General features: G+C 61.2%; 12 protein-coding genes. 11 read left to right on the plus strand and 1 reads right to left on the minus strand.

What is annotated here, in order from left to right:
• Positions 1-19: 19 nt before the first annotated feature.
• Positions 20-1369, minus strand: a complete 1350-nt coding sequence (gene xseA / locus AACO21_RS13425; protein ID WP_346193035.1) for an exodeoxyribonuclease VII large subunit — start codon at positions 1367-1369, stop codon at positions 20-22.
• 283 nt (positions 1370-1652) lie between these two features.
• Between xseA and AACO21_RS13430 the strand changes: the two genes are divergently transcribed.
• The 11 genes from AACO21_RS13430 to AACO21_RS13480 all read left to right on the plus strand — a co-directional run bounded on the left by AACO21_RS13430 (position 1653) and on the right by AACO21_RS13480 (position 13042).
• A complete protein-coding gene (locus AACO21_RS13430) occupies positions 1653-2258 on the plus strand; it encodes a MotA/TolQ/ExbB proton channel family protein (protein WP_346193036.1) in 606 nt (201 codons plus the stop codon).
• 3 nt (positions 2259-2261) lie between these two features.
• Complete coding sequence (locus AACO21_RS13435) at positions 2262-2678, plus strand: biopolymer transporter ExbD (protein ID WP_346193037.1); 417 nt, start codon at positions 2262-2264, stop codon at positions 2676-2678.
• On the plus strand, positions 2678-3688 hold the full coding sequence (gene lpxK, locus AACO21_RS13440) for a tetraacyldisaccharide 4'-kinase (RefSeq protein ID WP_346193038.1): 1011 nt from the start codon (positions 2678-2680) through the stop codon (positions 3686-3688). The genes AACO21_RS13435 and lpxK overlap by 1 nt, the downstream gene beginning before the upstream one ends.
• A complete protein-coding gene (locus AACO21_RS13445) occupies positions 3669-3845 on the plus strand; it encodes a Trm112 family protein (RefSeq protein ID WP_346193039.1) in 177 nt (58 codons plus the stop codon). Before lpxK ends, AACO21_RS13445 begins: the two co-directional genes overlap by 20 nt.
• Positions 3845-4618: a 3-deoxy-manno-octulosonate cytidylyltransferase gene (gene kdsB / locus AACO21_RS13450; RefSeq protein WP_346193040.1), complete on the plus strand. Its 774-nt coding sequence runs from the start codon at positions 3845-3847 to the stop codon at positions 4616-4618. Before AACO21_RS13445 ends, kdsB begins: the two co-directional genes overlap by 1 nt.
• A gap of 96 nt (positions 4619-4714) precedes the next feature.
• On the plus strand, positions 4715-5368 hold the full coding sequence (adk, locus tag AACO21_RS13455) for an adenylate kinase (protein WP_346193041.1): 654 nt from the start codon (positions 4715-4717) through the stop codon (positions 5366-5368).
• A gap of 9 nt (positions 5369-5377) precedes the next feature.
• Positions 5378-6649: a 6-phosphofructokinase gene (locus AACO21_RS13460; RefSeq protein WP_346193042.1), complete on the plus strand. Its 1272-nt coding sequence runs from the start codon at positions 5378-5380 to the stop codon at positions 6647-6649.
• A gap of 28 nt (positions 6650-6677) precedes the next feature.
• A complete protein-coding gene (locus AACO21_RS13465) occupies positions 6678-8732 on the plus strand; it encodes a sodium-translocating pyrophosphatase (protein WP_346193043.1) in 2055 nt (684 codons plus the stop codon).
• Between the two features lie 109 nt (positions 8733-8841).
• Entirely contained in the window at positions 8842-11019 is a 2178-nt protein-coding gene (locus AACO21_RS13470; RefSeq protein WP_346193044.1) for a type I secretion system permease/ATPase, read from the plus strand.
• Positions 11016-12434: an HlyD family type I secretion periplasmic adaptor subunit gene (locus AACO21_RS13475; protein ID WP_346193045.1), complete on the plus strand. Its 1419-nt coding sequence runs from the start codon at positions 11016-11018 to the stop codon at positions 12432-12434. The genes AACO21_RS13470 and AACO21_RS13475 overlap by 4 nt, the downstream gene beginning before the upstream one ends.
• Positions 12435-12499: 65 nt before the next feature.
• A complete protein-coding gene (locus AACO21_RS13480) occupies positions 12500-13042 on the plus strand; it encodes a response regulator transcription factor (RefSeq protein ID WP_346193046.1) in 543 nt (180 codons plus the stop codon).
• Positions 13043-13089: the final 47 nt, after the last annotated feature.

Here is a 13089-nt window from a genome sequence, read left to right on the forward strand (position 1 = left end):
CGAGGTTGAAACGAAAATTCTAGTCAGCTTCCGGGGGCGCGACAACCTGCGTCACCGTGGCGGCAGCCTGACCGCGTGCAAAAGAGAGCGTCAGGCGGTCGCCCGTTTGCAGTGCGGCGGCATCCCGAATCGCCTGTCCGTTGGCATCGAGGGCCAGCGCGTAGCCCCGGGCCAGGACTGCATGCGGGTTGAGTTGCTGCAGGCTGCGTTCGAGGCCGTTTAGTGTCGTGCGGCGGGCGAAAAGTTCCTGGCGGAGCTGGTTGTGCAGGCCTTGTTGCAGGTAGGCCAGCCGTTCCTGCTGGCGATGGGCTTGTGGTCGCACGGTGCGCAGGCGCTGTTCGAGCCGGGCAAGGCTGGCCTGTTGCCGCTCGAGGCTGCGATTTTGTGCCAGCGCCAGACGTTGACCGCAGGCCTGCACCTGCAGGCTCTGTTGGCGCAGCCGTTCAGCCGGATGGAGCAGACGGGCGCCCAGCCAGTCGAGGGCTTGCTGGCGCTGTGCCAGACCCCGTTCCTGATGGCGGGCGAGGCGCTCCCCCGTCTGCGCCAATTGCTGCCGGAGCTGCTCGCGATCCGGCGCTGCCAGTTCGGCGGCGGCGGTGGGGGTGGGCGCGCGCAGATCGGCGGCAAAGTCGGCAATGGTGAAATCAGTTTCGTGGCCGACGCCGCTGACCAGCGGCATCGGGCAGGCGCTGATGGCGCGGGCCACGACTTCTTCATTGAAGGCCCAGAGGTCTTCAATACTGCCGCCGCCCCGGCAGAGAATCAGGACGTCGCAGTCGCTGCGCCCGGCTGCCTGGATTGCGTCGGCAATGCGCTGTCCGGCGCCGTCGCCTTGCACCGGGGTGGGGAAGAGGCGCAGGGCGAGGTGCGGGGCGCGTCGTTTGAGCGTGCTCAGGACATCGCGCAGGGCGGCAGCCTGGGGGCTGGTGATGATGCCGAGTGTGCGCGGGAAAGCGGGCAGAGGCCGCTTGCGGTCGACGGCGAATAAGCCCTCGTTTTCAAGCTGGGCCTTAAGGCGCAGAAAACGCTCGAACAGATCGCCCTGGCCGGCGCGCCGGACGGCGTCCACGTTGAGCTGGAATTCGCCGCGCGGTTCGTAGAAGGAAACGAGTGCCCGCGCTTCGATCTTCTGGCCGTTTTCCAGTCGCCAGCCCAGCAGTTGCGCCCGGCTCCGCCACATGACGCAACGCACCTGTGCCTGGCTGTCCTTCAGGGAAAAGTAGACATGCCCGGACGCTGCGTAGGTCAGGTTGGAAATTTCACCGCTGATCCAGCTCAGCGGAAAGCGGCTTTCTAGGCATTCGCGGACGCGTCGATTGAGTTCCGTGACACTGAGTGGTGTGCTGGGGGCGGGGGCATCTATGAACATCCGTGCATTTTAACGTGTTGTCAGACGGTGTCGTAGCCACTTGACAATCTGAATAAAACACAAGTATTTGATTTTTAAGTATTTAAACAATTTGCCTTGTTTTTGGGCAGGGCAAGGAAAGTCCTTTGCTGGAGCGGGTTTGGCGCATTGGGTCACAATTCTTTCACAGACTTATCCACAGCTTCTGGGGATAAGCGCCATGCAGGCCGAATTTCCGGGGCTTGCCCCCTCTCTCCGGGGAGGGCAAAATCGTGGGCTGTTTTTCGTCCCCCAAGGATTCACCGTGTTAGAAATCATCAAGGCGGCCGGTTGGCCCATCTGGCCCCTGTTGCTGGCATCCATCATTTCTGTGGCCCTGATCATCGAGCGCCTGGTCGCCCTGCGGCGTGCCAAGGTGGTGCCGCCCGGTCTGCTGCAGCGTGCAGTGGGGGACTTCCGTCGCGGTGCCGACAACAGCCGCCTGCTCACGGATCTGGAAGCGCACTCACCCTTGGGCCGTGTGCTGGCCGCCGGCCTGCGCAATGTGAATAACAGCCGCGAGGTGATGAAGGAGTCGATCGAGGAAGCCGGCAGCGCCGTCGCACATGACCTCAATCGCTACCTGACCACGCTCGGGACCATTGCCTCGATCGCGCCTTTAATGGGCCTGTTTGGCACCGTGATCGGGATGATCGAGATTTTCGGTTCGCAAACGCCGGGCGCCGGCAATCCGCAGCAACTCGCGCATGGTATTTCCGTGGCGCTGTACAACACGGGATTCGGGATTTTCATCGCCATCCCGTCGCTGATCTTCTGGCGTCATTTCCGTGCGCTGGTCGATGGCTTCGTCATCGAGATGGAGCAGCAGGCCGTGCGCCTGGTGGAAGTCATGCACGGCGACCGGAAGTAAGCCATGAACTTTCAGCGTGGGCGTGGCCGGGAAGAGCCGGAAATCAACCTGATTCCGATGATTGACGTACTGCTCGTGATCATCATCTTCCTGATGCTGACGACAACTTACTCGAAGTTCTCCGGCCTGGAGATCAACCTGCCGACGGCCGAGGCCGGCAAGCAGGCCGAGCAGCCGAACGAGATCGATGTGGCCGTGACGCCGAACGGGCAGGTACTCATCAACAAGTCGCCGCTTGCCGCCAGCGACGTGCGCAGCATTGCCGATGGCCTGAAGCGCGCGGCGGGGACGCGCCCGGATCCGATCATCGTGATCAATGCTGATGCCAAGGCCACGCACCAGAGCGTGGTCGATATCATGCAGGCCGCGCAACAGGCCGGGTATCCGCATATCTCCTTCGCCACCCAGTCGCCCAACTGATGTTTGCCGCCTGGCTGCAAGGACAGTGGTTTGCACAACGCCGGCTCTCGCCGGCGTTGTGGCTTCTGCTGCCGCTTTTCCTGCCTCTCTGGCTGCTTTTTGTCCTGATTTCCGGCCTGAAAAAGCGGTTGACCGTCGCCGAGCGCTTGCCGGTGCCGGTGATCGTGGTGGGGAACATCACCGTGGGCGGGGCCGGAAAAACGCCGCTCACCATTGCGCTGGCCCAAGCGCTGCGCGCTGCGGGCTATCGTCCGGGCATCGTGAGTCGGGGTTACGGGCGCACGACACGCACGGTCTTGCCGGTGAGCGAAACGGCGACACCGGCCGAAGTGGGGGATGAACCCCTGCTGATGGCCCGGCGCACCGGGCTGCCCGTCTGGGTCGGGCGTGACCGCGCCGCCGCTGGGCGCGCCTTGCTGGCAGCCCATTCCGAGGTCGATGTGCTGCTCTGCGACGATGGTTTGCAGCATGCTCGCCTGGGGCGGGACATCGAACTGGCCGTGTTTGACCGGCGCGGCGCCGGCAATGGCTGGCGCCTGCCCTTCGGGCCCTTGCGCGAGCCGCTGTCGCGCTTGGGTCGTGTCGACGCCGTGGTGTTCAACGGCAGTGCCTCGGTGGCTGTGCCTGCCGGTGTGCCCGCATTCACCATGCAATTGCGTCCGGCAGCCTTTCAGGCACTGGGCAATCCCGTCCAGACCTGTACGGCTGCTGCATTGCACGGCAAGCCCTTGCACGCGGTGGCCGGGATTGGCCATCCCGAGCGTTTTTTTCAAACGCTGGCCGATCTGGGCCTGTCGGTCGTGCCGCATCCCTTCCCGGATCATCATGCCTATACCGCAGGTGATTTGTCCTTTGCAATGCCGCAGATCCTGCTGATGACCGAGAAGGATGCAGTAAAATGCGCGGCGCTGTCGCTCGGCGAATGCTGGGTCTTGCCCGTTGAGGCGGACCTGCCGCCGGCACTTGTTGAACTTATTCTGGAGAAACTCCGTGGACGCCAGGCTGCTTGATATCCTCGTCTGCCCGATTTGCAAGGGCAACCTCGAACACCGCAAGGCCGAGAAGGAACTGGTCTGCAAGCCGTGCAAGCTGGCTTTCCCGATCCGTGACGACATTCCCGTGATGCTCGAAGAGGAAGCCCGCCAGTTCGGGCCGGACGAGCAGTAATGGGCCACGTCGCCTTCAAGGTCGTCATTCCGGCCCGCTACGCGTCTACCCGTTTGCCCGGCAAGCCCTTGCTGGACCTGGGCGGCAAGCCGATGGCCGTGCGTGTGGCAGAGCGTGCACGCTTGTCCGGTGCGGAGGAGATCTGGGTGGCGACGGATGATGCGCGCGTGCGCGATGCCGTTGAAGCCCACGAAATCGCTGCGGTGATGACCCGTGCCGATCATCCGACCGGCACCGATCGCCTGGCCGAGGTGGTCGAGCAGCGCGGCTGGTCCAGCGATACGATCATCGTCAATGTACAAGGCGACGAGCCGCTGATCGAGCCGGAGGTCATCCTGCAGACGGCGCGCCAGCTCGCTGCCAGCGGGGCCGATATCGCCACGGTGGCGCACCCGATTACCGATGCGGCGGATTTCTTCAATCCGAACGTGGTCAAGGTCGTCTGCCGCGCTGATGGCGATGCAGCCTATTTTTCGCGCGCACCGATTCCGTATGCCCGCGACGAGTTCGCTGCAGCGGGGGGGCGAGATGCCTTGCCGGCGGCTTTCCCGGCCTATCGTCATGTCGGGCTGTATGCCTATCGGGCGAGCTTTTTGAAGGCCTACGCAGGGTTGACCGTAGCGCCCACCGAGCAGTTTGAAGCACTCGAACAACTGCGCGCCTTGTGGCACGGCTACCGGATCAGCGTCACCCTGATCGACGCCGCACCGGCGCCCGGCGTAGATACGCCGGAGGATGCCGAGCGGATGCGCAAACTGTTTGACCATGCCTGAAATAGCGAGTAATTTCCGGCCTTGAACATAAAGAGGATGGCCCGTTTCCATCCGAGAAAAAATTTCGATTCTTATATAAACCAGAGGGACCTTTTCATGAAGTTGATTCTGTTGGGCGCACCCGGCGCCGGCAAGGGTACGCAAGCCAAATTCATCAGTGAGAAATTCGGTATTCCGCAGATTTCCACCGGCGACATGCTGCGTGCTCAAGTCAAGGCCGGCACCGCGCTTGGCCTCGAAGCCAAAAAGCATATGGACGCGGGCGGCCTGGTGCCGGACGCGGTCATCATCGGCATGGTCAAGGAGCGCCTGACCCAGGACGACTGCAAGAATGGCTACCTCTTCGACGGCTTCCCGCGCACCATTCCGCAAGCCCAAGCCATGAAGGATGCCGGTGTGCCGATCGAGTTCGTGCTCGAAATCGACGTGCCGGACAGCGACATCGTCGAGCGTATGGCCGGTCGCCGCGCTCACCTGCCGTCGGGCCGTACCTATCACGTCAAATTCAACCCGCCGAAGGTGGAAGGCAAGGACGACGTGACCGGCGAAGACCTCGTTCAGCGTGACGACGACAAGGAAGAAACCGTCAAGAAGCGTCTGGATATCTATCACTCCCAGACCAAGCCGCTGGTTGATTTCTACACCAAGTGGGCTGCCGAAGGCGCTGCCCAGGCTCCGAAGGTGCGCAAGATCGCCGGTGTCGGTTCGGTGGATTCGATTACCGCGAGCGTTTTCGACGCCCTGAAGTAAGGGACGACCATGACCGGCAAGAACGCCTTCTACGCGCAGTCGGGAGGTGTGACTGCGGTCATCAATGCAACGGCGTGCGGCCTCATCGAGGCGGCGCGCCGTTTGCATTTGGCCTCGCCGGACAAGATCGGCAAGGTCTATGCAGGTCGTGACGGCATCATCGGTGCGCTGACCGAAGACCTGATCGACACCAGCCTGGAGTCCGATGCCGATATCGCCCGTTTGCGTGATACGCCGGGCGGGGCGTTCGGCTCTTGTCGCTACAAGTTGAAAAGCCTGGAGACCCACCGTGCGCAATACGAGCGCCTGATCGAGGTCTTCAAGGCGCACGATATCGGCTACTTCTTTTACAACGGCGGCAACGACTCGATGGACACCGCCTGGAAGGTGTCACAGATCGCCGAAGCCTTGGGTTATCCCGTGGTCTGTGTGGGCATTCCCAAGACGGTCGATAACGATCTGCCGCTGACCGATTGCTGCCCCGGCTTTGGCTCGGTGGCCAAATACGTCGCCACTGCCATGCGGGAAGCAGGCTATGACGTGGCCTCCATGGCACGTACTTCGACCAAGGTTTTCGTGATGGAAGTGATGGGGCGCCACGCCGGCTGGATTACGGCAGCCTGTGGCCTGGCAAGTGAGGCCGAGGGGGCACCGCCTCATCTGCTGCTGTTTCCTGAACGTCCCTTTGATCCTGAGGCTTTCCTGGTGCAGGTCGAGTCCTGCGTGCAGCGCCATGGCTATTGCACCATTGCGGTCTCCGAGGGGCTGTCGGATGCCAACGGTCGCTTGATTGCCGAGGGCGCAACGCGTGATGCCTTCGGCCACGCCCAGTTGGGTGGTGTCGGGCAGGTGGTGGCGCAGCTGATTCAGGATCGCTTGGGCTACAAATACCATTGGGCCTTGCCCGATTATCTGCAGCGTGCCGGGCGCCACCTCGCTTCGGCCACCGATCTTGCTCAGGCGTATGCACTGGGGGCGGCGGCGGTCGACCTGGCCCTGGCCGGCAAAAATGCCGTCATGGCCACCATCGAGCGCCTGTCTGACGCGCCGTATCGCTGGCAGGTCGGCGAGGCCCCGCTCTCCGCCGTGGCCAATGTCGAGCGCAAGATGCCGGCTGAATTCATCCGTGATGATGGTTTCCATATCACGCCTGCCTGCCGTCGCTATCTGCAGCCTTTGATTGAAGGCGAGGCGCCACCGCCTTTCCGGGATGGCTTGCCGGATTATGTCCGCTTGAAGAACATTGCAATCAGGAAGAAACTGGCAGCATTCACCATCTGATTTCTTCTGACTGCACAGGAGGGGAATCATGAGTACAGCCTTGTGGTTGGCTTTGGGGTGCGCGCTAATGGCCGTGCTGTATGGCTGGCGGGCCAGTTTGCAGATTCTTGCGTTACCGAGCGGCAATCCGCGCATGCAACAGATCGCCCGTGCCATTCAGGATGGCGCAGCAGCCTATCTGGCGCGGCAATATCGAACGATTGCCGTGGTTGGCATCGTGATTTTCCTCATCATCGGTTTCGTGCCCAAGCTGGGCTGGCCGACGGCCATCGGGTTTTTGATTGGCGCGCTGCTGTCGGGGGCAACGGGTTTCATCGGCATGCATGTTTCGGTGCGGGCCAATGTGCGGACGGCCGAAGCTGCGCGCGGTGGTTTGGCCCCCGCGCTGGCGGTGGCTTTCAAAGGGGGGGCGATCACCGGCATGCTGGTGGTTGGACTCGGCTTGCTGGGCGTGGCCGGTTATTACGCTTTCCTGCGGTCGACCGCCGGTGAAGCGCCTTTTTACCGGATTGTTGAGCCCCTGGTGGGATTGGCCTTTGGTTCCTCCCTGATCTCGATCTTTGCCCGCCTGGGCGGCGGCATCTTCACCAAGGGGGCCGATGTCGGGGCCGATCTGGTGGGCAAGGTCGAAGCCGGCATTCCCGAGGATGATCCGCGCAATCCGGCGGTCATCGCAGACAACGTCGGTGACAATGTGGGCGATTGTGCCGGCATGGCGGCGGATCTGTTTGAAACCTATGTGGTGACCGTGGTCGCCACCATGGTGCTGGCCGCACTGACCCTGAAATCTGCACCGGGGCTGGGGGAAAATCTGCTGCTCTATCCGCTCGCCTTGGGGGCGGTGTCCATCCTGGCCTCGATCATCGGCTGTCATGCCGTGCGGGGTGCAGAAACCGGGCGGATCATGGCTGCCCTTTACCGCGGCTTGATCGTGGCCGGCGGGCTGGCCTTGCTGGCGTATTACCCGATCACGGTCTGGTTGATCGGAGAGGGGGATGCGGCACTGTTGATCACGCCCTGGCGCATGTTCGGGTGTGCTGCGGTGGGCTTGGCGCTGACGGCCAAGCTGGTCTGGATTACCGAGTATTACACCGGCACCGATTATGGTCCGGTGCGGCATGTTGCGGCTGCCAGCCAGACCGGGCATGCGACGAACATCATTGCCGGGATCGGCGTCTCGATGAAAGCCTGCGCCTTGCCCGTGCTGGCGGTTTGCCTGGCCATTTATGTCGCGTTTGCGCTAGGCGGCTTGTTCGGGATTGCCATCGCTGCAACAGCCATGTTGTCGATGGCGGGGATCGTTGTGGCCCTCGATGCCTACGGCCCGATCACCGACAATGCGGGCGGGATCGCCGAAATGGCCGAGTTGCCCAAGGCGGTGCGAAACGTGACCGACCCGCTGGATGCGGTCGGCAATACCACGAAGGCTGTGACCAAGGGGTACGCGATCGGATCAGCCGGTTTGGCAGCGCTGGTTCTGTTTGCCGATTACACGCATGGCCTGGAAGCAGCGGGACTGACCGGGATTACCTTCGATCTTTCCAATCACCTGGTCATCATCGGTCTGTTTATCGGTGGATTGGTGCCGTATCTGTTCGGCGCCATGGCCATGGAGGCGGTCGGGCGTTCCGCCGGTGCCGTGGTGATGGAAGTCCGGCGGCAATTTGCCGAGATTCACGGCATCATGGAGGGCAAGGCCTTGCCCGACTATTCGCGTGCCGTGGATATGTTGACCGTGGCGGCCATCAAGGAAATGATGCTGCCTTCCATTCTGCCGCTCGCGGTACCGGTGGTGGTGGGCTTGCTGCTGGGGCCTCAGGCGCTGGGTGGGGTGCTGGTCGGCACGATTGTCACCGGCCTCTTTGTTGCCATTTCCATGACAACGGGCGGTGGTGCTTGGGATAATGCCAAGAAATACATCGAGGATGGCCAGCATGGCGGCAAAGGCTCGGATGCGCACAAGGCGGCCGTGACCGGCGACACCGTCGGCGACCCGTATAAGGATACGGCCGGACCTGCGGTGAACCCGCTCATCAAGATCATCAACCTGGTCGCGTTGTTGATTGTGCCGTTAATGGTATGAAATCCGCTTTTTTCTGGTAAAAAGGCGGTCTAGGCCGCCTTTTTACATATCTTGATATATGGACAAAGGAGGGTGTTTAGAATGGGTCCCGCATCACTATCAGATTGGCATGACAGAAAACAACAAAAATACCGCTGAGCCCGACAAGGCCGGGCTTCGGGAGGATTTGCTGCATCACGATCCCTTGCTGGATTGCCTGGTGGAGCTGACGCGTATTCATGGCCGCCCCAGTACGCGTGCGGCCCTGGTGGCCGGGCTGCCCCTTGAAAAAGGCATTTTGACGCCCTCGCTGTTTGCCCGCGCGGCGAATCGTGCCGGCTTGTCTGCCAAGGTGCAGCGCCGTTCGCTGGAAAAGATCGACGATGCCCTCTTGCCTGTCGTACTGCTGCTGAAGGGCGATTCCGCCTGTATTTTGCTGGGCTGGGATGAGACGGGCGAGCAGGCGCGCTTGCTGTTTTCTGAGACCGGCCAGGGGACGGTGCTGCTTAACCGCGCGGATCTGGCGGAGCGTTACGCCGGTATTGCCATTTTTGCCCGTCCGCATTTCCGCTTTGACAAGCGCACGCCGCAAGTAGGCGCAGTTCGGCTGCGCCACTGGTTCTGGGGCGCGATGGCTGATCAGTGGCCGGTCTACCGTGATGTGCTGGGTGCCGCCTTGCTCATCAACGTGATCGCCCTGGCCATGCCGCTGTTCAGCATGAACGTCTATGACCGGGTGGTCCCCAACCGTGCCATGGAGACCCTCTGGGTGCTGGCCTTGGGGGTGCTGCTGCTCGTTGGCGTAGACCTGACCTTGCGCCTCTTGCGCGGTTACTTCATTGATCTGGCCAGCGCACGGATCGATCAGGAGCTGTCTGCGAAGATCATGGCCCGTGTTCTGGGCGTGCGCCTGGAAAACCGTCCGGCCGCAGTGGGGGCGTTTTCCTCCAATCTGCGTTCCTTTGAAACGGTTCGTGACTTCATTACGTCCGCTTCGGTGACCGCCTTCATCGATCTGCCGTTTGCCTTCATCTTCATTTTCGTCATCGCGCTGATTGCGTGGCAGCTGGTCATTCCCGTCCTGCTTGCCATCGTGGCTGTGGTGATCTATGCCTACATCCTGCAGCACAAGATGCATGCCTTGTCGGAGACGACCTATCGTGCCGGCGCGTTGCGCAATGCGACGCTGATCGAGAGCCTGACGGCGCTGGAGACGATCAAGACACAAGGCGCCGAGAGCGTGATGCAGTCGAAGTGGGAGAAGTCTGTTGCCTTCGTCTCCCGCGTCAATAACGAGATGCGTTTTTTGTCGGCGGCAGCGAGCAATGGTGCGGCAGAAATCCAGCAGATCGTGAATGTGGTGGTGATCGTGGCCGGGGTCTATCTGATCAGTACCGGTAATTTGAGCATGGGCGGGCTGATTGCCTGCACCATGCTGTCATCCCGTGCGGTGGCGCCGCTGGGGCAGATGGTCGGTTTGCTGATGCAGTTCCACAATGCCAAGGTTTCTTTGGAGTCTCTGGAAAAAATCATGTCCAATCCGGTGGAGCGACCGGAGGATGCTGCCTTCGTGCACCGGCCCGATTTGCGGGGGGATATCGAGTTTCGGGATGTGGCCTTCAGCTATCCCAATGCGCCGGTATCTGCCTTGAAAGGCTTGCACTGCAAGATCCAGGCTGGAGAGAAGGTCGTGGTGATCGGGCGGATCGGTTCGGGTAAGACAACCTTGCAAAAGCTCTTGCTCGGTCTTTATCAGCCGACTTCGGGTGCCGTCTTGATCGATGGCGTGGATCTGCGCCAGCTGGATCCGGCAGACTTGCGCCGTAATGTCGGTTATGTGGCGCAGGATGTGACGCTGTTCTATGGCACGTTGCGCGACAACATCACCATCGGCGCCCCGTACGCGGATGATGCGGCGGTGGTGGCGGCAGCCGAGGCAGCCGGTTTGACCGAGTTCGTGAATCGGCATCCGGATGGTTTCGACATGATGATTGGTGAGCGCGGTGACTCCTTGTCCGGCGGTCAGCGCCAAGGGGTGGCCATTGCCCGTGCCTTCCTGATGGATCCGCCGATCCTTTTGCTGGATGAACCCACCAGCTCGATGGACTTCTCTTCCGAACAGGCCTTCAAGCAGCGCCTGAAGGAGATGGCCGCGCACAAGACGGTGATCATCGTCACCCACCGCAACAGCCTGCTGGAACTGGCGACCCGCGTCATCATTGTCGATGACGGAAAAATCGTGGCCGATGGTCCGCGCGATCAGGTGATTCAGGCGCTGCAGAGCGGTCGTATCGGGAGGTCGGCATGATCATGCGCTTGAAGAAATGGGCTGTTGTCATCCACGCCTGGCTTGAACGGCGGGCTGAGCGCGCCGCACCCTATGTCGAGAAGGTGCTTGGCCGTTTGCCCAACAAGGAGGAGCAGGAGGCGGTCGACTTCGCCACGGATGCCGATTTGGCCATCATCCGTCAGGAGCCGCTGCGGGCTCGGGTGCTCTTGCGAGCCATTGGCCTGGTCATCCTGCTTTTCATCATCTGGGCTGCGCTGGCGCGGCTTGATGAAGTGACCCGGGGGGACGGCAAGGTGATTCCGTCCCGTCAGGTTCAGGTGTTGCAGAGTATTGATGGCGGCTTGGTGTCGGAAATTTTGGTGCGCGAAGGCGATGTGGTTCAAGCCGATCAGTTGCTCGTCAAAATCGATGAAACCCGCTTTGTCTCTTCCGTAAAGGAAAACCGGGCGCAGTACCTTGGCTTGCTGGCCAAGGCGGCTCGCTTGAAGGCCATTTCGGACGGCAAGGCCTTTGTTCCGCCGCCTGAGGTCATCAAGGAAGATCCTGAGGTCGTGGCGCAGGAGCGCCAGTTGTTTGAGGCCAAGCGTGAGGAAATGAACGCAACGGTGTCGATTGCCCGACAGCAATTGGCTCAGCGACAACAGGAACTCAATGAGGCACAGGCGCGACGTGCTCAGGCCTCGCAGGGCTATGACCTGACCGCGCGAGAATTGGCCGTAACCAAACCCTTGATTTCATCCGGGGCTGTTTCCGAAGTCGAGTTGCTGCGTCTTGAGCGTGATGTATCCCGTTATCGCGGTGAGCGTGACCAGGCTTCTGCCCAGATCACCCGGATTCAGGCCGCGATCGGCGAGGCGCAGCGCAAGATCGAGGAGGTCGAACTGACGCATCGCAATGATGCCGGCAAGGAACTCTCGGAAACCATGTCCAAGCTGAATAGCCTGGCGGAAAGCAGTGTCGGACTGTCGGACCGGGTCAAGCAGTCTTCGATCCGCTCTCCGGTAAAAGGCACGGTCAAGCGTCTTCTCGTGAATACGGTTGGCGGTGTCGTGCAGGCCGGTAAGGACATCATCGAAATCGTGCCGCTCGAAGATACCCTGCTGCTGGAGGCCCGCGTTCAGCCTCGGGATATCGCCTTCCTGCGTCCGGGTCAGCCGGTGATGGTCAAATTCACAGCCTACGACTTTTCCATCTACGGTGGTTTGGAAGGGACGCTGGAGCACATTGGTGCGGATACCGTCATGGATGACAAGGGCAATCCGTTCTACGTCGTGCGAGTACGGACGGTCAAGCCCGGCTTCGGTGATGCCAATCTGCCGATTATTCCGGGGATGGTGGCGGAGGTGGATATCCTGACCGGGAAGAAAAGCGTGTTGTCTTACCTGTTGAAGCCAGTGTTGCGCGCCAAGAGTGTGGCGCTCACGGAGCGATGATGAACCATTGGGCTGTTGATCTTGATGCCTTGGAGCTCCTCTTTTTGAAAGAGGCTTTTCCTGGCTTGAAATTGCTATCCCGGAGCGAGGTTTCCGGTTTTCAGCATCCGGAGGGGGGGGTCTTTTGGCTGCGCCTGAAAGCGGGCCAGGATGTGTCCACCTGTTTGCCCTTGGCTCATGCTGCGGAATTCCATGTGGTCTTGCTCTGCGATGAGCCGGATGAAAGTGTGGTGGTCTCCGCGCTGGCAGCGGGGGCGGCAGGGTGCTGTAATAGCCGTGCAGCGCCCGAAGTGCTGCAGCAGGTTGCACTTGTTGTTGGCAATGGCGGGCTCTGGGTCGGCCAATCCTTGTTGCAGAAGCTTGTGGGGGCAACCGCACGGGCGCTGGCGCAACGCCCGGCCACCGAGGCGCCGGCCTCGTGGCGTCAGGCGTTATCGGAGCGTGAGATTCAGGTTGCCGAGCGGGTTGCCGCCGGGGATAGCAATAAGGAAATCGCGCGTGTTCTGGATATCACGGAACGCACGGTCAAAGCCCATCTCAGCACCATTTTCGAGAAGCTCGGCATACGGGATCGCCTGCAGCTTTCCCTGAGGGTCAACGGGCTGTAAGGCCCGTTTTTCATTTGTAAATTTATGTGTATTGGATGACTGTACTT

This window comes from Dechloromonas sp. ZS-1, from assembly GCF_039649255.1.
GTDB lineage: Bacteria > Pseudomonadota > Gammaproteobacteria > Burkholderiales > Rhodocyclaceae > Azonexus.